This window comes from Mycobacterium sp. IDUB_28 (genome assembly GCF_055419285.1).
Genome location: NZ_JBVAXK010000001.1, coordinates 25,928 through 44,842, shown reverse-complemented (window position 1 = coordinate 44,842; position 18,915 = coordinate 25,928). Strand labels below are relative to the sequence as shown.

Genomic DNA, 18,915 nt, shown 5'->3' with positions numbered 1-18,915 from the left:
CACGGGTGGCGTGTCGAGCCGGTCCGCAGCAATCCGGAGTTGCAGGTGGGCTACGGGCTGACGCCACCGGAAGTGGACGTCAAGATCGACAGCTTCATGCATTCGCAGTACATCATCGCGGTCAAGGACTAAGGCCGCAGCAGGATCTTCACGACCTCGCCGGACCGCGAGCCGGCCGTCGCATACGCTGTGGCGGCCTCGTCCAGCGGCAACGAGGTGGTGAAAATCCCGTCGACATCCAGCCGACCTGACTGCAGCAGCGGAATCAGCTCGGGCCAGGTGCGCTGCACCGGCGCGGTGGTCCATCGCACCGTGATGCTGCGGATCAGGCTCATCAGCGCCGGGAACGGGAACGGCTGCAGATCGTGCACACCCACCACCGACACGGTGCCGCCCGGCCGCACAGCGGCAAGCGCATCGGTCAGTGACGCATCGGTGGCCACCGCGTCGATCACCGCGTCAGCGCCGCGGCCACCCGTGGCGGCGAGGATGGCTTCCACCGCCGGTGCCGTGATGGCTGTCGCGCCCCAGTCTGCCGCGCGTTGCAGCCGGCCCGGTACCCGGTCGATCGCGAAAACCGTTGCCGCGCCGTGGGCGAACGCGCTGCGCAGTGCACACAGGCCGACCGCGCCCAGCCCGATCACCGCGACCGTGCCGCCGTACGGGATGTCGGCGCGTTGCGCTGCGGCCCAGCCGGTGGCCAGGTTGTCGGTGAGCAGCAGTGCCTGTTCGGTGGAAATCCCGTCGGGAATCTTGCGGACCTGAAAGTCGGCGGCGTGCACTGCGAGCAGATCGGTCTGCGCCCCCGGCAGCACACCCCCGCCGAAGATGTTCAGACCCGAGTGGCACATGACCGGATCGTTCGTGGCGCACCCCGGACAGGCTCCGCAACCGGCCACCGATGACACCAGCACCTGATCGCCCACCTTGACGCTGCGCACCTCGCGGCCCGCGTCGACCACGGTGCCGACGGCTTCGTGCCCCAGCGCGATGGGCTCCACCAGCGGGTAGTCGCCTTCGTAGAAGTGCAGGTCGGAGCCGCAGATCCCGGCGGCACTCACCTCGACGATCACCCCATCCGGCCCGGTCAGGGCGGGATCGGGCCGGGTATCGACCCGGATGCTCGCGGGTCCGTCGACGACCACCGTACGCATCGCGCTCACTTTCCTTGCCGGAGAACAAATTTGGACCAATCAGGTTGCCGGACCGCGGCCCAGTATGCATTGAGACGCCACGGGCTGACGGTGTGGATCTCCCCGTCGGCGTTCTTGAAGTAGGAATGTTTGACGGCCGGGTGCGACCAGACCATCTTCTTGATCTCGACCTGCGTGCGTCGGTGCCAGTCGGCGGCCGCCTCGGCGGTGGGCTCCATGGCGACGATGCGCTCCTCGGCCATGCGTTGCAGGCACAGGTTGACGTAGCGCATCTGCAGTTCGGACTGGAAGATCAAGCTGCCGCCGTGCGCCAGATGCGTGCCCGGCCCGTAGATCAGGAAGAGGTTCGGAAACCCCGGCACGGTGACGCCCAGATAGGCGTAGGGCCGGCTCCCCCACATCTCGTGCAGGTCGATTCCGTTGCGGCCGTTGAACTTCACCGGCCACAACACATCGGTGTGCCGGAAGCCGGTGGCGTAGACGATGACGTCGACGTCGTGACTGACACCGTCCTCGGTCTCGATGCCGTGCGGCGTGATGCGCCGGATCGGGGTGCGCACGAGGTCGACGTTGTCGCGCTGCAAGGTCTGCAACCAGCTGCCGTTGTCCTGCAGTGTCCGCTTCCCGGTGGCCGGGTAATCGGGCAGCACCTTGGCCAGCAGATCGTCCCCCTCGGGAATCTGACTGGTGATCCACTGGCTGAACATCATCCGGGCCGCGGCGTTCATCTCGCTGACAGCGTGCTCCTGATCGGGGTAGGTCGGGTCGCCCTTGGCCGCATCGAGACCCTTGTCGGCACCGGGCCACATCAGCAGGAAGCGGTACCACCGCCCGTAACACGGCAGGTGTTGCATCGCCCAGCGAACGCCGTCCCCGACCTCGTCGTGATACATCGGATTCGGGAACATCCATTGCGCGGTGCGCTGAAACACAGTCAGGTGCTCGACGTCGCCGGCGATGGCGGGCGCGATCTGAAATCCGCTGGCGCCGGCGCCCACCAGCGCGACCCGCTTTCCGGTGAGGTCGACGGAGTGGTCCCAGGCTGCGGAATGAAAGGACGGTCCCTCGAACGTGTCTGCGCCGGCGAACTCGGGAATGAGCGGCCGATTCAATTGGCCGACAGCCGTGATGATGGCCCGGGCCCGCGTGGTGCCGGTCTCGCCGTCGGCCGAGCGCAGCGAAACGGTCCACAGGGCCTCGGCGTCGTCCCATTCGGCGGCGAGCACTTCGGTGTTCCACTGCACCTGCTGCATCAGGTCGTGCTTGTGCATCACGTCGACGAAATAGTCGCGCAACTCCGGCTGTTCGGCGAAATAGTGGGTCCAGTCGTTGTTGGGTTCGAAGCTGTAGCAATAGAAGTGGTTTGCCACGTCCACTCGTGCGCCGGGATAGCTGTTCTCCCACCACGTTCCGCCCGGCCCGGCGTTCTTTTCGACGATCGTGAACGGAATGTTGGCCTGCTTCAGTCGAATTCCGGCCAGGATGCCTGATTCGCCGCACCCGATCACCAGGACCGGGAAGTCGGCCATGCCGGCCGCAGGCAGCGCGACCGGCCGGCGCGGGTCCACGCCCTCGAGGTCCATCTCTTCGAGCGCCAGCGGTAGGTAGTCGTCGGGGACCGGCTCGCAGGCCGCCCAGTCCATCATTTCCCGGATGAGCTCATAGCTCAGTGGCGCGGGCTCGGGGACATCCGCGATCGCGGTACTCGGTGAGCACCGGTAGCGCCTCGGCGCGGGCCCGGGCCTTGTCCTCCTCGGACATGAACCCCTGGACCTCGTTGAGGAACAGTCCCAGCTGTTTGAAATCACGGATGAACCGGGGATCGCCGGTGATGTGCACCAGGGAGAGAAGCAACGTGGGGATACTGACGTCCTCGAGCGCAGCCGCGATCTCGGCGGTGGGCGTGGTGAAAGGTAACCCGGCGTACCTGCTGCGCATCGAAGCGGATTCCTTCCGGTGGCGGTGGCAATTACGCTACTCGACGTGTCGTAATTGCGGCATTACGCTACCCCGTGGCGTCGCACCGGATCAAGGTGCTCGCGGGACTACGACTTGTGCGACACGTCCTCGATCAATCCGCCGTCGACCACAAACTCCGCAGCGGTCGCATACGACGATTCGTCGCTGGCCAGGAACAGCACGAACGACGACACGTCCTGGGCTTCCCCCGCCCGGCCCAACGGGATGTTGAGCGCGTCCTGGGGAAGCTTTGCGGTCATCTCGGTGCGGATGAAGCCGGGATGTATCGAGTTGACACGAATGTTGTTGGGCGCCAATTCCAATGCCGCAGATTTGGTCAGTCCGCGCACCGCCCATTTCGACGTCACGTACCCGTGCACCCAGGCCGCGCCGCGCAGGCCCTCGATTGAGGAGATGTTGATGATGGAGCCGCCGCCGGCGGCCACCATCGGGTCGACGACGGCCTGGATGCCCAGCAGCGTGCCGGTGACATTGACGTCGAGCACCCGCTGCCATTTGGCCAGGTCGAAGTCTTTCAGCGCGCCGTAGTTGATGATCCCGGCGTTGTTGACCAGGACATCGAGCTTGCCGAACCCGTCCACCGCCGCCGCGACCGCGGCCGACCAGTCCGCAGGCCGGGTGACATCGAGGTGCACGTAGCGCGCGGCGGCGCCCAGGTCGTCGGCCAGTGCGCGTCCCTCGTCGTCGAGGATGTCGCCGAGCACCACGTGGGCGCCTTCGGCCACCAGCAACCGCGCATGCGAGGCGCCCATGCCGCGGGCGGCGCCGCTGATCAGTGCAACCTTGCTGTCGACGCGTCCCATGCCGGCTCACGCTACCGTTTCACGCTGACGGGCATTAGTCGGTACGCGCCAGACCTGGCTGGCCAAGCGGCAGACCCGCGTACTAAACTAGAACACGTTGCAGTTTTCCGCTCGGTCAAGCTTCCTAGGAGCAGGCATGCACACCCCCTTGTGCGATCAACTCGGTATCGAGTTCCCGATCTTCGCTTTCACCCACTGCCGCGATGTCGTCGTCGCCGTCAGCAAAGCCGGCGGTTTTGGTGTGCTGGGTGCCGTCGGCTTCACCCCCGAGCAGCTGGAGATCGAGCTGAACTGGATCGACGAGAACATCGGCGACCATCCCTACGGCGTCGACATCGTCATCCCCAACAAGTACGAGGGCATGGACTCGCACCTGTCGGCCGAGGAACTCACCAACTCGCTGCGGTCGATGGTGCCGCAGGAGCACCTGGACTTCGGCAAGAAGATCCTGGCCGACCATGGAGTCCCGGTCGAGGACAGCGACGGTGACAGCCTGCAGCTGCTGGGCTGGACCGAGGCGACCGCCACCCCGCAGGTAGAGGTGGCGCTCAAGCACCCCAAGGTGACGATGATCGCCAATGCGCTGGGCACCCCCCCCGCCGACATGATCAAGCACATCCACGACGCGGGTCGCCAGGTGGCCGCGCTCTGCGGCTCGCCGTCGCAGGCCCGCAAGCACGCCGACGCCGGCGTCGACATCATCATCGCCCAGGGCGGTGAGGCCGGCGGTCACTGCGGCGAAGTCGGCTCAATTGTGTTGTGGCCGCAGGTCGTCAAAGAAGTGGCTCCGGTGCCCGTGCTCGGTGCCGGCGGCATCGGCAGCGGCCAGCAGATCGCCGCCGCGCTGGCGTTGGGCTGCCAGGGCGCGTGGACCGGATCGCAGTGGCTGATGGTCGAGGAGTCGTCCAACACCCCGGTGCAGCAGGCCGCATACATCAAGGCGGGCAGCCGGGACACCGTCCGCAGCCGGTCCTTCACCGGCAAGCCGGCCCGGATGCTGCGCAACGACTGGACTGAGGCCTGGGAACAGCCGGACAACCCGAAGCCGCTGGGCATGCCGCTGCAGTACATGGTGTCCGGCATGGCGGTAAGGGCCACCAATCGCTACCCGAACGAGTCCGTCGACGTGGCGTTCAACCCGGTCGGGCAGGTCGTCGGGCAGTTCCAGAAGGTGGAGAAGACCTCGACGGTGATCGAGCGCTGGGTGCAGGAGTACCTCGAGGCGACCTCGCGGCTCGACGAGCTCAACGAGGCCGCCGCGGTCTGATCGCCGCTAGTCGAGGATTTCGTCGTCCTTGCCGGTGAAGACCTCTTTGACCCGGTCAACGGCGTCGGTGGCGATGTCGACGCTGCTCTGAACGATGCCGCTGGCGCCGCCGGCGATGTCGCCGCGGATGATGGCAGTGACGTTCTCGACGATGTCCGAAGACTTCTCGACGGCATTGATCGCGATGTCCCTGACTGCGTCGACGGCGTCTCTGGGATCGAAGGCCATGTGCGTCTCCTGTTCGTTGGCGGCGTTATCTGACTGTAGAGCCTGGCGCAGGCGGCCGACGACCGAGGAAAGTTCAGTAGTCGACGAGGGTGCGCCAGTATTCTTCCGGTATTTCCCTGCCGGACCGCAACACTCGCGCGAGCCCGGCGGCCATCGCGATGCCGAGCAGACCGAGCCATAAGCCGGCCAGCCCGATCAGCCACCACAGCACCGTGGTCAGCAACGGCCACGGCGACAATACGGCGAGTGCCGGTGCGAAGAAGAACCCGGCCCCGATGTACCACGCCGAACCGGCGCGGTCAGAGGCCAGGACGAACCGCAGCCACCGTGGGATCGGGGACTCGAGGGCGGTGCTGCCCGGCATGGACGTGCCTCACTCGCTGAGGTCCGGCGGGAAGAAGCCCGCTCCGGTGAACCACCCCTCTTGCCAGCCCTGGGCGCCCAGACACAACATCGGCAGACCGGCCGGCGATTGCGCCGCGACCTTGGGGTTCGGGCACGGGGAACCGATCTGCTGGACGCCGCGCAACGGGTAGGAGATGACCCAGTACCCGGTAGTGGCGGCGGGGAATTGGTTGGGCGGCGGGAAGTGGCACGCCTCGGCCTGGCCGCTGGGGCCACGTCCGAAGATGAAGCGCTCGTAGTTGTCGCACGGGGCGCCCAGCGAGGCGTCGTAGTTCATCCCCGGGACGTCGCCCTCCCAGCGGCCGTTGTCGGCACCGGCGACCGGGGCCAGCGCTATCGCCGCACCCGTGACCGCAGTGGCGGTGAGCATTTCGCGAATCATGGTGTTCCCTTCTTGGCGCCGGCGCGGCGCTGCAGCGGCATTCATCAAGAGCATAACGATTGCCACAGCAGCCACAAGGCCGAATCCGATACCGGTGTGCGTGTGCATGACCAGCGGATTTCCCACCGCCGCGCCACGGCGGCGCCGGCATTTTCTTTTCGGTTTCCGCCGATGCTTCCCAATGGGGGTGTAGCAATGAAGTATTGGCACGAGACGACCACCAGGACTCTCAAGGAGTGGGCCTTGTCAACTACGCACCCAGCCGCCGAACCGCAGGCCCAGCCGAACCTGCCGCCGGGATTCGATTTCACCGACCCCGACATCCACGCCGAGCGGCTGCCCGTCGCGGAGCTGGCTGAGCTGCGTCGAACCGCGCCGATCTGGTGGAACGAGCAGCCTTACGGGGCGGGCGGATTCGATGACGGCGGCTTCTGGGTGGTCACCAAACACAAAGACGTCAAGGAGATTTCGCGACGCAGCGATATCTTCTCCAGCCTCGCCAAGACCGCCCTGCCGCGTTACAAGGACGGCACCGTCGGCGAGCAGATCGAGCGCGGCAAGTTCGTCCTGCTCAATCAGGACGCCCCGCACCACACCCGGCTACGCAAGATCATCTCCCGCGGGTTCACCCCCCGGGCCGTCGAGCGGTTGCGCGACGATCTCAACCAGCGCGCCCGCCGGATCGTCGAGGTCGCCGCTGCCGAGGGCTCCGGCGACTTCGTCGAGCAGGTGTCCTGCGAGCTGCCGCTGCAGGCGATCGCCGGCCTGCTCGGCGTGCCCCAGGAAGACCGGATGAAACTGTTCCACTGGTCCAACCAGATGGTCGGAGACCAGGATCCCGAATTCGAGAGCAACGACGCCCTCTCGGCGTCGGTGGAACTGATCATGTACGCCATGCAGATGGCGGCGGACCGGGCCGAGAACCCCGGTGAAGACATCGTCACCAAACTGATCGAAGCCGACGTCGACGGCCACAAGCTCTCCGACGACGAATTCGGTTTCTTCGTCATCCTGCTCGCGGTCGCCGGCAACGAGACCACCCGCAACTCGATCACGCAGGGCATGATGGCCTTCACCGACTTCCCGGATCAGTGGGAGCTCTACAAGCGGGACCGCCCGGCCACCACGGCCGACGAGATCGTCCGGTGGGCCACACCGGTCACCTCGTTCCAGCGGACAGCGCTCCAGGATTACGAATTGTCCGGCGTGCAGATCAAACAGGGACAGCGGGTGGTGATGGTCTACCGGTCCGCCAACTTCGACGAAGACGTGTTCGACGATCCGTTCACCTTCAACATCCTGCGCGATCCCAACCCGCACGTCGGATTCGGCGGCACCGGTGCGCATTACTGCATCGGGGCGAATCTGGCGCGGATGACCATCGACCTGATGTTCAACGCGATCGCCGACGCGATGCCCGACCTGGAGCCGATCGGCGCCCCGGAGCGGCTCCGTTCAGGCTGGCTCAACGGCATCAAACACTGGCAAGTGAACTATCACGGTGAGGCGGCCGCCAAATGCCCAGTCTCGCACTGAGATCCGGTAGCTGAGCGGGTGGCGACACACAGAGCGGTCCAGGTACGGTCCGAGGGCGCGCCGTTGGAGTTCGCCGACGTCGAAACCGTCGCACCCGAGCGCGGCGAGGTGCGGATCGCCGTGACTGCATGCGGCATCTGCGGCACCGACGCCCACTTCGTCAACGGCCAATTCCCCGACATGTCCTGGCCGTTCACCCCCGGACACGAGATAGCCGGCACCATCGCCGAACTCGGCGCGGGTGTCGAAGGATTCGCGGCCGGGGACCGCGTCGCGGTGGGCTGGTTCGGCGGCAACTGCAACCACTGCGATCAGTGCCGCAAAGGCGCTCTGATGCACTGCGCGAACGCGAAGGTGCCCAGCTGGCAGTACCCCGGTGGCTACGCCGAATCCGTGACCGTACCCGCCACCGCGTTGGCCCGGATCCCGGACGGGCTCACCGACGTGGAAGCCGCACCGATGGGGTGCGCGGGCGTCACCACCTACAACGCCCTGCGTCACACCAAGGCCATGCCCGGTGACCGGGTGGCGATTCTCGGTGTCGGCGGACTCGGTCATCTCGGAGTGCAGTGGGCGCGGGCAATGGGTTTCGAGACCATCGCCATTGCCCGGGGTACTGCGAAGAAAGAGGACGCCCGGAGTCTGGGCGCCCACCACTACATCGACTCCACCAGCAGCAACGTCTCCGAAGCGCTGCGGGCCCTGGGTGGTGCCGCGGTTGTCCTTGCCACAGCGGGCAATTCGCAGGCCATGGCCGACACCGTCGGCGGGCTGCTCCCCCGGGGCGAACTGGTCACCATCGGGGTGACCCCCGAACCACTGCCGATCAGCCCGGTGCAGTTGATCATTCCCGGTCTGAGCGTGATCGGCCATCCGGCCGGAACCGCGAAAGATGTCGAGGAAACCATGCATTTCGCGGTGGTGTCCGGTGTGCGGGCGTGGATTGAGCAGCTGCCGCTGGCGCAGGCGGCCGACGGCTACGCGGCATTGGAGGAAGGCCGGGCGCACTATCGCACCGTGTTGACCGTGTGAGTCCAAGTAGAGTTCGGCCGTGGCTTCGCAGGAACATACGGCGTGGACGCTGGGTCCGGACAACGGCGAACTGACCGTGCACACCGGGGTGGCCGGGCGCGCGGCGCGGATGGGCCATCGGCTCACCATCGCGGTCACCCGGTGGCGGGCTGGGGTGAATTGGGTTGGTGGCCAACCGGATACCGCTGAACTGGTGGTCGAGGTGGATTCACTCGAGGTGACCGGGGGCGTCGGGGGTCTCAAGGGCCTGTCCGGGCCGGAGCAGGTCATAGCGCGCACCAATGCGCTGAAATCGTTGTCCGCCAACCGGTTTCCAGAAATACGCTTCGCCGCCGACACGATCGAGCAGACCGACGGTGGGTACCGTCTCGCCGGAACACTGTTCGTCCGCGGCAAGTCCCGCGAGCACGTGGTCGAGCTACGCGTGGAAGATCTCGGCGATACGTACCGACTCGGTGCCGAATCCAGGGTGCGTCAGACCGACTACGGCATCAAGCCCTACGCGATGTTCCTGGGGTCGCTGCAGGTCGCCGACGAGGTGACGGTCTCATTCCATGCGGTTCGGCAAAAACCCGAGTGATTTACTCCGGCGGGCTTCCGGGCTCGGCGAACGTGCCGGGAAGGCTCTCGATGGCCCTGCTCAACCGGAATGGCCCGCCGTCGGGGCCCGGTGCCGCCGGGGCGGCGCTCGGCGGGGCGCCTGGCGCGGATTCGTCGGGCTGCTCGTCGGCCGCGAGACGCACCGGCTCCTGCTGCGGCGGCGGAGGCTGCACCGCGGGCGGGGACGGCGGCGCCACGGCTTCGGCGACAGGGGGTTTGGTCACGACGTGCTGTCCGGCGTCCTTGCCGGGCGCCAGCTGCAGACCGATAGCCAAGGACGCCGACGCGACGAACGTGACGGCGGCCGCGGCCAACGCGCCGGCCGCCCCGGCATATCGCCGTGACTGTCCGGCAGCGACCCTGTCCGGTTCGACGGCGTCATCCACCAGGGCGACCAACTCCGCGTCGGTGAACTCGGTGCTCTGAGCCGCCGCCAGCGCTGCGCCGCGCGCGACCGTCACCTGGGCCATAGTCTGCGCGAACACCGGCACCGGCAGGACCTGCTCCAACTGCCAGGAGAAATCGCTCACGTCGCCCTCGGAGCCGACGACCACCACTCCCGCCGGCCGCCACGTGCTGCGATCGAACATCCCGGTCAGCCAGGACGTCAAGCCGTCGAAGCCGCCGCGGACGTGCTTGACGGCTGTCTGGGTCTGGCCGTCGTGCGTGTCGACCATGACCACGGTCGCCCATTCCCGCTCGAGGAGGCACACCGCGGTCTTCTCGTATCCGATGACGGGCGCGATGGCCTGCGCCAGGGTCTCGACGGCATCGAGCAGCCGGACCGGCACCACGTTGTCGAAGCCGGCGTCGGCGAGCGCCTCCTGCAGCAGCGCGGCCTGCGCTGCGGCGTCGTCGCTCCACGTCACGCCGACCACCCGCAGTCGGTGATCGCCGGCGGTGGCCGTGTCGCGCGCCCGCATGACCTCGTCGGCCACTTGTTCGGCGGTGTTCACCGCACGCACCGTGCGGCCGTCCTGAACGCTGTCCTGCAAACGCAACTCGTGGTGACCCAAGATTGCGCCGTCGGCGCCGTGCCCTTCGGCCAGCACCCACCCGACGGTGGTCGGTGTAACTGACAGCCCAAGTACCGTATCCAAGTTTTCGCACCTCAATCGTGTCCGGGCTCGTCGCACCTCAGCAGTGGCCACCCGCTTCAGGGGCAGGTGCGTGGCGCGTGAATGCCGTCAACGCCCGGAATAGCGTCGTAAGTCGGCTTGCTCCGAGCGAGCCTACGCGGTCTGCGGTGTGCCGGCTGACCCGGTATGGAAACCGCCCGCCGGCCGGTGAAAGACCCGGCTAGCTCGGCAAATCCGGCGACTGACGGTGCAGTAAATAGATAAAACGTTGCTCCCCGATAGAGAAATCCGCGTTCTGGCTCCGGCCATTTGGGTCGGTGTGGCGCTGGGCATGGCGTCCGTCCCTGCCCGACTCAGCCCTATTCCAAGTGCATAACGCCTGCGTAACGGCGCGGCGTGGGTCAGCGTCGCGCGTGTCGGGCGCGGGCTATAACGAATGCGGTCGATCGGCGCGGTGCACTGTAAACACAGTTGCTGTAACCCGCGCCGGTAACCGATATGGAACTGAAATGTGTTTGCGTCCGAATCGACATTCGGCCTATTCACGCGGTAAGTTCTGCCGGGAGCAAGAGATATAAGGACAAAAAGGGGCACAGGTATGACAGACGTGACCGGGAAGATACGGGCCTGGGGTCGTCGACTCTTGGTCGGTGCGGCTGCGGCCGCGACCCTGCCGGGCCTGATCGGACTCGCCGGTGGCGCGCCGAGCGCGGGAGCGTTCTCCCGGCCCGGACTGCCCGTCGAGTACCTACAGGTGCCGTCGGCGGCGATGGGTCGCAACATCAAGGTGCAGTTCCAGAGCGGGGGCGACAACTCGCCTGCGGTGTACCTGCTCGACGGCCTGCGCGCCCAGGACGACTACAACGGCTGGGACATCAACACCCCGGCGTTCGAGTGGTACTACCAGTCGGGCCTGTCGGTGGTCATGCCGGTCGGCGGCCAGTCGAGCTTCTACAGCGACTGGTACAACCCCGCGTGTGGCAAGGCCGGTTGCAGCACCTACAAGTGGGAAACCTTCCTCACCAGCGAACTGCCCGCGTACCTGGCGAGCACCAAGTCGGTCAAGCCGACCGGCAGTGCCGCCGTCGGTATCTCGATGGCCGGCTCCTCGGCGATGATTCTCGCGGTCAACCACCCCGGGCAGTTCATCTATGCCGGTTCGCTGTCGGCCCTGTTGGACCCGTCCCAGGGCATGGGCCCCTCGCTGATCGGACTGGCCATGGGTGACGCCGGCGGTTACAAGGCTTCGGACATGTGGGGCCCGTCCAGTGACCCCGCGTGGGCGCGCAACGACCCGTCGTTGCACATCCCGGAGCTGGTCGCCAACAACACCCGGCTGTGGGTGTACTGCGGTAACGGCAAGCCGTCGGAACTGGGTGGTGCCAACATGCCGGCCGAGTTCCTGGAGAACTTCGTCCGCAGCAGCAACCTCAAGTTCCAGGACGCCTACACCGCCGCCGGCGGGCACAACGCGGTGTTCAACTTCCAGGCTGACGGCACACACAGCTGGGAGTACTGGGGCGCCCAACTGAACGCAATGAAGGGTGACCTGCAGGGCGCGCTCGGCGCTCGGCAAGGCTAGACCCACCGCACTACCGCTACTGCGCTTGACGGCCCCGGTCGTCGAGCGCAGTAGTGCGTTGTGGGTCTTTCAACCGGCCGGGCCGAACTCGCCGGTGACGTCGACCCAGCCGGTGGGATCGGCATGATGATCGGTCACGTTGCGGCATTCGCCGTACACGCGCAGGATGCCCAGATCCGGATTGTCGTCATGGCGGTAGATGCTCGCGGTGAGCTCGTCCTTGGTGAGCGTGCTGGCCAGCGCGTGGTTGCCGGGCGGTAGCCCCGGGGACCAGCCGCCGGCCAGCAGTTTGGCCACGACTTCCGGCAGGTAGGTGTCGGCGGCGGCGTCAGCCGGGATCGCGAAGGTCAGGTACACCGCTCCCCGATAGGGCGGGTTCTCGCGGTCCTTGCAGGACATCAACAGGTAGCCGGCCGTCGTCGTGCGCAGACCGGCGACCGTGACCACGTTCTGCGCGGCCCGGACGGCCTGAGCCCGGCTCTGCTGGTCGGTAGCCGCAGGTCCGGGGTGGTGCAAGGCGTCGGCGGGTACGGAGTGCAGTTGGTCCAGCGCCACGAAGGCGCCGCCCAGCACCAGCGAGGCGGACAGCGTCGCGGCGAGCACGAGCCTGGCCAGTCGCGTGCGCAACCAGTTGTCACTCATCTCGCCATTGTCGACGACGCCGGGTCGCTCGTGTTTGGCTGGATGGCATGCGCGGTAGGTGCGGCCCGGCAGTCCTGGCTTTGATCGCGGTGCTGGCCGCGCCGCCGGCGCAGGCCGATCACGCCGACTCGCTGGGCGCGCTGCTGGACGCCGCCGCCGAACGGCTGCAGGTTGCCGATCCGGTGGCTGCCTACAAGTGGGCCACGCACGGCGCAATCGAGGATCCCGACCGGGTCGAGCGCGAAATCGCCACGCTGCGCGAGGAAGCCGCCGCACAGGACGTCGACCCCGATTTTGTCGCGCGCGTCTTCGGCGACCAGATCAGCGCCACCGAGGCCGTCGAGTACACCCGGTTCGCCGAATGGAAACTCGACCCCACCGGTGTGCCGCCGGCCCCGCCGGACCTGGCGGCGTCCAGGGCCGCGATCGACGCGCTGAACACTAAGATTTTGTCTCACATATCGCTTAACTGGAGTTTGCTGAACACTGCGGATTGCGGGCGCCTGGTGCAGCGTGCGCGGGCCGAGACGAGCCGCCGACGAAGTTTCGACGACCTGTACCAACGTGCGCTTACGACCGCAACCAGGTCGTACTGTCCGGCTTCCCGCGGGGCTTGAAGCATCCGCAGAATCGCCGTTTGCGCCAATCTCGAAGGGATGGATAAACGGTCTCATAATTTTCTCTAGTGGGTAACGCTACGGCTACGGTCCGCGAAATCCCGCACATGACGACCATCACAAAGCCCCTCATCAAGTCGGCCGTGGCCGGCGGTTTCCTGGCAGCTTCGATGTCGCTCTCCTCCGGTGTCGCCAACGCCGAGACCATGAACTGGGAAGCCGTCGCAGAATGCGAATCCGGCGGCAACTGGGCCGCCAACACCGGCAACGGCGCCTACGGCGGCTTGCAGTTCAAGCAAGCCACTTGGGAGGAGTACGGCGGTGTCGGGAACCCGGCAAAGGCCTCCAAACAGCAACAAATCGCCGTTGCGAACAAGGTTCTGGCCGGTCAGGGGCCAGGTGCGTGGCCAAAGTGCTCCCGTGCCGGGGGGCTGACGCCGACGTCTGGCGGTGCGACTCAACCGGGCCCACAGTGGCAGCAGACCATCAGCGCGATCATCGGGATGTTCACCCCCAAACAATGATTATCGGCGGTTCATCTCGTTTCGTTACACGGGACGTGCTTGGATCATGTTATGGAGGGTTCAGCAACGGTTCATATGGCCGCCCCGGCGGATAAAATTTGGGAATTAATCGCCGATATTCGCAATACCGGGCGGTTCTCTCCGGAGACTTTTGAAGCGGAATGGCTCGGCGATGCGACCGGTCCCGAGCTTGGTGCGCGGTTTCGCGGCCACGTGCGCCGCAACGAGATCGGGCCGGTCTACTGGACCACGTGCCAGGTGACGGCGTGCCGGCCCGGCCGTGAGTTCGGGTTTGCTGTGCTGGCCGGTGACCGGGCGATCAACAACTGGCACTACCGGTTGGAGCCGGCCGGGGACGGCACCGACGTGACTGAGTCGTTCCGGATGGCGCAGTCGCCGTTGACGAAGCTCTACCTGGTGTTCGGCGGGTTTCTGCGCAGACGTCGCAACATCCGGGACATGACGAAGACGCTGCACCGGATCAAAGAGGTGGCCGAGGCGGCATGAAGACCATTTTCATCACCGGTGCAGGCAGCGGCATGGGCCGCGAAGGCGTACGACTCTTCCATGGCAAAGGTTGGCGCGTAGGTGCGGTGGACCGCAACGACGACGGACTGGCCGCGCTGAACCTGGAGTTGGGTTCGCGGCTGTGGACCCGGACCGTCGACGTGACGGACAAGGCGGCACTGGATGCGGCACTGGCCGACTTCTGCGCCGGAAACCCCGGCGGCGGTCTCGACATGATGTGGAACAACGCCGGCATCGGCGAGGGCGGTTGGTTCGAAGACGTGCCCTACGAAGCCGCCATGCGCGTCGTCGACGTGAATTTCAAAGCGGTGCTGACCGGCGCGTACGGATCGCTGCCCTACCTGAAGAAGGCGCCGAACAGCTTGATGTTCTCCACCTCGTCGTCGTCGGGCACCTACGGCATGCCGCGCATCGCCGTGTACTCGGCGACCAAGCACGCGGTCAAGGGGCTCACCGAGGCGCTGAGCGTGGAGTGGCACCGCCACGGGGTGCGGGTGGCCGACGTGCTGCCGGGGCTGATCGACACCGCGATCCTTACCACGACACCGCAGCACGCCGGCGCCGACGAAGGCTCCGGCGACGCCCCGGCCAGGGTGACGCAGGAGGAGTTGCGCGCGGCCGCGCCGAAGCGGGGCATGTTCCGGCTGATGCCCGCCGCCAGCGTGGCCGAGGCGGCGTGGCAGGCCTACCACAACCCCAGGCGGCTGCACTGGTATGTGCCGGCCAGCATCGGCTGGATCGACCGGCTCAAGGGGGTCAGTCCCGAGCTGGTCCGAACTCTGGTCAGAAAAGCACTGCCCCGGCTGGACCTGAAACGGCAATAATGACTCCGGCGCAACGCGCAGGTCTGATACGGAGGTGGCTGGTGCAGAACCGGATGGTTGCGGTTGCCGGAATCGCAGTGGCCGTCGCCGGCGCCGTCGCCGGCTGCGGTGAGGCCATGACCGTGCCCCGCAAAGCCGCGCACCTGACGCTCGACGGCCACTCGATCACCACCCGGCCGCCGTCCTGCAGCCAGATCGAGGGCTACCGCACCATCGACATCCGCGAACACGACGGATCGGTGCAGGCGGTGGTGTTGATGAGCGGGGATCGGGTGTTGCCGCAGTTCGTCAAGATCCGCGACATCGGCGGCTTCACCGGCAGCTATTACGAAGGGGGCGTCGGCGACGCCCACGTCGACCTGGCCAAGAACACCTACACGATCACCGGCAGTGCCTCCGGCATCAACACCACCAACCCCAACAAAGTCGTGACCACCGATTTCAAGCTGACCGCTGAATGCTGACCGGCGCCTACGCTCGCGGGCGATGGTGAAAGACAGACTGCACTGGTTGGCCATGCACGGCGTCGTCCGCGGACTCGCGAGCTTCGCCGTCCGGCGGGGTGATCTCGGAGCGCGATTGATCGCCGACCCAGCGGTGGCCGCCGACCCGGTGCCCTACTACGACGAGATCCGCCAACACGGCCCACTGGTGCGCAACCGCGCGAACCACCTGACCGTGGACCACCGGCTGGCGCACGACATTCTGCGGTCGGACGACTTCCACGTCGTCTCCTTCGGGGACAGCCTGCCGGGGCCGTTGGGTCGGCTGGAACGGCGAACCCGCGACAATCTGCTGCACCCGATCCGTCCCCCGTCGCTGCTGGCCGTCGAGCCGCCGGATCACACCCGGTACCGCAAGACCGTCTCGGCGGTGTTCACCGCGCGCGCCGTTACCGGTCTGCTGGACCGGGTCGAGCAGGCTGCGACGAGCCTGCTGGACCAGCTCGGCGACCAGCCCGAGGTCGACGTCGTCGCACGGTATTGCTCGCAGCTTCCGATCACCGTGATCAGCGACATCCTGGGGGTGCCGGAGTACGACCGGCGCCGGATCCTCGAATTCGGCGAGTTGGTCGCCCCCAGTCTGGATGTCGGCGTGACCTGGCAGCAGTACCGGCGGATTCAGCGAGGGTTGGCCGGATTCCAAGCGTGGCTGGTCCAGCATCTACGGCAGCTGCGCAGTGCCCCGGGCGACGACCTGATGAGCCAACTGATCCGCATCACCGAAAGTGGCGACGCCGAGCGCCACCTTGACGAGACCGAACTGCAGGCGGTCGCCGGACTGGTCCTGGTCGCCGGTTTCGAGACCACGGTGAACCTGCTGGGCAACGGGATCCGCTTGCTGCTGGACCATCCGGACCAATTGCGCACGCTGCAGCAGCAGCCCCAGTTGTGGCCGAACGCCGTCGAGGAGATTTTGCGGCTGGACTCTCCGGTGCAGCTCACCGCGCGAGTGGCCCGCACCGACGTCGAGCTGGCCGGCCGGCGCATCGAGCGGGGCGAGGTGGTGGTGGTCTACCTCGCCGCCGCAAACCGCGACCCGTCAGTGTTCGCCGATCCGCACGCCTTCGACGTCCAACGCCCCAATGCGGGAAAGCATCTCGCGTTTTCCACCGGACGGCACTTCTGTCTGGGCGCCGCGCTGGCACGGGCCGAAGGCGAGGTCGGGTTGCGCACATTCTTCGAACGCTTCCCCGATGCGACGGCCGCGGGCGCGGGGGTCCGGCGTGATACCCGGGTGCTGCACGGCTGGTCGACGCTGCCGGTCAGACCTCGATGCGCGCACCCATGACCACGGTGCGGTTCAGGGGCAGACCGAAGTATTGCGCGGCATCGGCGGTGGTGTAGGAGGTCGCGATGAACAGTCGTTTGCGCCACGACGCCATCGTCGGTGCCGAACCTTTGACCAGTTCGAGTTTGGACAAGAAGTACGAGGCGGCCTCGATGTCGATCGCACCCTCGGTCTGCTCGGGGTCCAGCAGACGCAGCACGGCAGGGACATTCGGCGTCTCCATGTAGCCGAAGTTGGCGGTCAGGTGGACGATGCCGTCACCGGTATGCACCAGGTGGTCGACTTCGGTCCGCTCGGCGTCGGGAATCCGCGGTACCGGCAGCGTCTGAATCGCCATGATCACCACGTGCTCGTGCAGCACCCGGTTGTGTTCGACATTGGCCCGCATCGCCAGCGGCGCGGTCTCTTTGCCGCGATCGAGGAAGATGGCCGTGCCGGGAACGCGCGCGCACGGCGGTTGGCGCTCGGCCAGCTCATCGATGAATTCCTGCAGCGGTCCCTCCGCTTCCTGCCTTGCGCGCGTGACGATGTCGCGTCCGCGCTGCCAGGTGGTCATCACCGTGAAGGCGACCAGCGCGATCAGCAGCGGCAGCCAGGCGCCGTGCACCAGTTTGGTCAGGTTGGCCGCCAGGAACATCAGGTCGACCAGGAGCAGCACGCCGCCGCCGGTCAGCACCAGCCACAGCGGGGTGCGCCACGTGGTGCGCGCGTAATAGAGGAACAGGGTGGTGGTGATGGTGATCGTGCCGGTGACGGCCATGCCGAAGGCGAACGCGAGCGCCGCCGAACTGCGGAAAGCGAACACCAGGGTGAGCACCGATACCAGCAACAGACCGTTGATCCACGGCACGTAGATCTGACCGATGGTCGACTCCGAGGTGTGCGCGATCCGCAGTCGCGGCAAATAGCCGAGCTGCGCGGCCTGGGACGCTACCGAGAACGCGCCCGTGATCACGGCCTGCGACGCGATCACCGTCGCGGCGGTGGCCAGCAGCACCAGCGGCAGCCGCGCCCAGCCGGGGGTGAGCAGGAAGAACGGCGCACTGACGGCACCGGTGTCCGCCAGGATCAGCGCCCCCTGACCGAAATAGCTGAGCACGCAGCCGGGCAGCACCAGCAGCAGCCACCCCGAGGCGATCGCCCGCCGTCCGAAGTGACCCATGTCGGCGTACAGCGCCTCCGCGCCGGTGATGGACAGCACCACTGCGGCGAGCGAAAAGAACGCGAAGTGGAAGTGCCCGACCATGAACTTCGCTGCGTAGAACGGCGAGAGCGCCTTGAGGATCTCCGGGTGATCGGCGATGGCGACCACGCCGAAGCCGCCGATCGTGGTGAACCACGCGATCATCACCGGACCGAACAGCCGCCCGACGGCTGCCGTGCCGTGCCGTTGCACCGCGAACAGCACCACGATGATCACCGCGGTGATCGGCACGACCCAGGTGCCGAAGTGCGGCTGGATCACCTTGACACCCTCGACGGCCGACAGCACCGAGATCGCCGGGGTGATCATGCTGTCGCCGAAGAACAACGCGGCCCCGAAGATCCCCAGCGCGCCCAGCGCGACGACCGTGCGCCTTCTCGCCCCGCTGCTGCCCTGGTGCCGCTTCCCGACCAGGGTGATGAGCGCCATGATGCCGCCCTCGCCGTGGTTGTCGGCCCGCATCACCAGGCTGACGTAGGTGAACGTCACGACGGTCATCACCGACCAGAAGATCAGCGAGACCACGCCGTACACATTGTCGGTGCTGATCGGCACCGGGTGCGGATCGCCGGGGTTGAAGACGGTTTGAATGGTGTAGATCGGGCTGGTGCCGATGTCACCGAAAACCACACCGAGCGCGCCGACGACGGCGGCTGGGCGTAGGCGGGCGCCGTGGGTAGGTGCCTGGGATACGGATTCGGTCTGCACGGCAGATGGGCCCCCGGGGTGGGTGGTAG

At 66.7% G+C, this 18,915-nt stretch carries 18 protein-coding genes and 2 pseudogenes; 11 read left to right on the top strand and 9 right to left on the bottom strand.

Annotated features, from left to right (window positions below; genetic code table 11):
- Window positions 1-6: 6 nt before the first annotated feature.
- The 3 genes and pseudogenes from ACZYZ9_RS00230 to ACZYZ9_RS00220 form a co-directional block, all read right to left on the bottom strand.
- Window positions 7-1,154, bottom strand: a pseudogene (locus ACZYZ9_RS00230) (zinc-binding dehydrogenase); the annotation flags it as partial.
- A gap of 5 nt (window positions 1,155-1,159) precedes the next feature.
- A pseudogene (locus tag ACZYZ9_RS00225) lies at window positions 1,160-3,092 on the bottom strand (flavin-containing monooxygenase).
- Window positions 3,093-3,199: 107 nt separating this feature from the next.
- Window positions 3,200-3,937: a glucose 1-dehydrogenase gene (locus ACZYZ9_RS00220; RefSeq protein WP_463824235.1), complete on the bottom strand. Its 738-nt coding sequence runs from the start codon at window positions 3,935-3,937 to the stop codon at window positions 3,200-3,202.
- Window positions 3,938-4,073: 136 nt separating this feature from the next.
- Between ACZYZ9_RS00220 and ACZYZ9_RS00215 the strand changes: the two genes are divergently transcribed.
- Window positions 4,074-5,204, top strand: coding sequence for a nitronate monooxygenase (locus ACZYZ9_RS00215; RefSeq protein WP_463824234.1), 1,131 nt, complete (start codon window positions 4,074-4,076; stop codon window positions 5,202-5,204).
- 6 nt (window positions 5,205-5,210) lie between these two features.
- On the opposite strand, the gene ACZYZ9_RS00210 is transcribed toward ACZYZ9_RS00215, so the two are convergent.
- From ACZYZ9_RS00210 to ACZYZ9_RS00200, 3 genes are all read right to left on the bottom strand, one after another.
- Window positions 5,211-5,432, bottom strand: a complete 222-nt coding sequence (locus ACZYZ9_RS00210) for an Rv1893 family protein (protein WP_463824233.1) — start codon at window positions 5,430-5,432, stop codon at window positions 5,211-5,213.
- A gap of 73 nt (window positions 5,433-5,505) precedes the next feature.
- The gene (locus ACZYZ9_RS00205; RefSeq protein ID WP_463824232.1) at window positions 5,506-5,796 is read right to left on the bottom strand and encodes a hypothetical protein; all 291 of its coding nucleotides are present in this window, start codon (window positions 5,794-5,796) and stop codon (window positions 5,506-5,508) included.
- Between the two features lie 9 nt (window positions 5,797-5,805).
- Window positions 5,806-6,219, bottom strand: coding sequence for a hypothetical protein (locus ACZYZ9_RS00200; protein WP_463824902.1), 414 nt, complete (start codon window positions 6,217-6,219; stop codon window positions 5,806-5,808).
- A gap of 243 nt (window positions 6,220-6,462) precedes the next feature.
- Between ACZYZ9_RS00200 and ACZYZ9_RS00195 the strand changes: the two genes are divergently transcribed.
- The 3 genes from ACZYZ9_RS00195 to ACZYZ9_RS00185 are packed head-to-tail and all read left to right on the top strand — an operon-like array spanning window position 6,463 to window position 9,367.
- Complete coding sequence (locus ACZYZ9_RS00195) at window positions 6,463-7,755, top strand: cytochrome P450 (RefSeq protein WP_463824231.1); 1,293 nt, start codon at window positions 6,463-6,465, stop codon at window positions 7,753-7,755.
- Between the two features lie 18 nt (window positions 7,756-7,773).
- A complete protein-coding gene (locus tag ACZYZ9_RS00190; protein WP_463824230.1) occupies window positions 7,774-8,787 on the top strand; it encodes an alcohol dehydrogenase catalytic domain-containing protein in 1,014 nt (337 codons plus the stop codon).
- Between the two features lie 19 nt (window positions 8,788-8,806).
- Window positions 8,807-9,367 carry a YceI family protein gene (locus ACZYZ9_RS00185; RefSeq protein ID WP_463824229.1) on the top strand — a complete coding sequence of 187 codons (561 nt, stop codon included), beginning with the start codon at window positions 8,807-8,809 and terminating at the stop codon, window positions 9,365-9,367.
- Between the two features lies 1 nt (window position 9,368).
- Here ACZYZ9_RS00185 and ACZYZ9_RS00180 read toward each other — a convergent pair whose 3' ends face one another.
- Window positions 9,369-10,487 (bottom strand): DUF7159 family protein, encoded by a 1,119-nt coding sequence (locus ACZYZ9_RS00180; RefSeq protein ID WP_463824228.1) that lies wholly within the window; start codon window positions 10,485-10,487, stop codon window positions 9,369-9,371.
- A 577-nt stretch (window positions 10,488-11,064) separates the two neighbouring features.
- On the opposite strand from ACZYZ9_RS00180, the gene ag85B reads away from it, so the two are divergent.
- Window positions 11,065-12,048, top strand: a complete 984-nt coding sequence (gene ag85B, locus ACZYZ9_RS00175) for a diacylglycerol acyltransferase/mycolyltransferase Ag85B (RefSeq protein WP_463824227.1) — start codon at window positions 11,065-11,067, stop codon at window positions 12,046-12,048.
- Window positions 12,049-12,117: 69 nt separating this feature from the next.
- On the opposite strand, the gene ACZYZ9_RS00170 is transcribed toward ag85B, so the two are convergent.
- Window positions 12,118-12,690, bottom strand: coding sequence for a hypothetical protein (locus ACZYZ9_RS00170; RefSeq protein WP_463824226.1), 573 nt, complete (start codon window positions 12,688-12,690; stop codon window positions 12,118-12,120).
- A gap of 47 nt (window positions 12,691-12,737) precedes the next feature.
- Here ACZYZ9_RS00170 and ACZYZ9_RS00165 point away from each other — a divergent pair, with 47 nt between their 5' ends.
- From ACZYZ9_RS00165 to ACZYZ9_RS00140, 6 genes are all read left to right on the top strand, one after another.
- Window positions 12,738-13,307: a chorismate mutase gene (locus tag ACZYZ9_RS00165; protein WP_463824225.1), complete on the top strand. Its 570-nt coding sequence runs from the start codon at window positions 12,738-12,740 to the stop codon at window positions 13,305-13,307.
- A 107-nt stretch (window positions 13,308-13,414) separates the two neighbouring features.
- On the top strand, window positions 13,415-13,831 hold the full coding sequence (locus ACZYZ9_RS00160) for a transglycosylase family protein (RefSeq protein ID WP_463824224.1): 417 nt from the start codon (window positions 13,415-13,417) through the stop codon (window positions 13,829-13,831).
- A 51-nt stretch (window positions 13,832-13,882) separates the two neighbouring features.
- Window positions 13,883-14,338: an SRPBCC family protein gene (locus ACZYZ9_RS00155; RefSeq protein WP_463824223.1), complete on the top strand. Its 456-nt coding sequence runs from the start codon at window positions 13,883-13,885 to the stop codon at window positions 14,336-14,338.
- Complete coding sequence (locus tag ACZYZ9_RS00150) at window positions 14,335-15,183, top strand: SDR family oxidoreductase (protein ID WP_463824222.1); 849 nt, start codon at window positions 14,335-14,337, stop codon at window positions 15,181-15,183. The genes ACZYZ9_RS00155 and ACZYZ9_RS00150 overlap by 4 nt, the downstream gene beginning before the upstream one ends.
- Before the next feature lie 53 nt (window positions 15,184-15,236).
- A complete protein-coding gene (locus tag ACZYZ9_RS00145; protein ID WP_463824900.1) occupies window positions 15,237-15,647 on the top strand; it encodes a lipoprotein LpqH in 411 nt (136 codons plus the stop codon).
- Window positions 15,648-15,672: 25 nt separating this feature from the next.
- Window positions 15,673-16,974, top strand: a complete 1,302-nt coding sequence (locus ACZYZ9_RS00140) for a cytochrome P450 (protein ID WP_463824899.1) — start codon at window positions 15,673-15,675, stop codon at window positions 16,972-16,974.
- Here ACZYZ9_RS00140 and ACZYZ9_RS00135 read toward each other — a convergent pair.
- Window positions 16,949-18,886, bottom strand: a complete 1,938-nt coding sequence (locus tag ACZYZ9_RS00135) for a potassium transporter Kup (protein WP_463824221.1) — start codon at window positions 18,884-18,886, stop codon at window positions 16,949-16,951. The two genes, ACZYZ9_RS00140 and ACZYZ9_RS00135, sit on opposite strands and share 26 nt — an antisense overlap.
- Window positions 18,887-18,915: the final 29 nt, after the last annotated feature.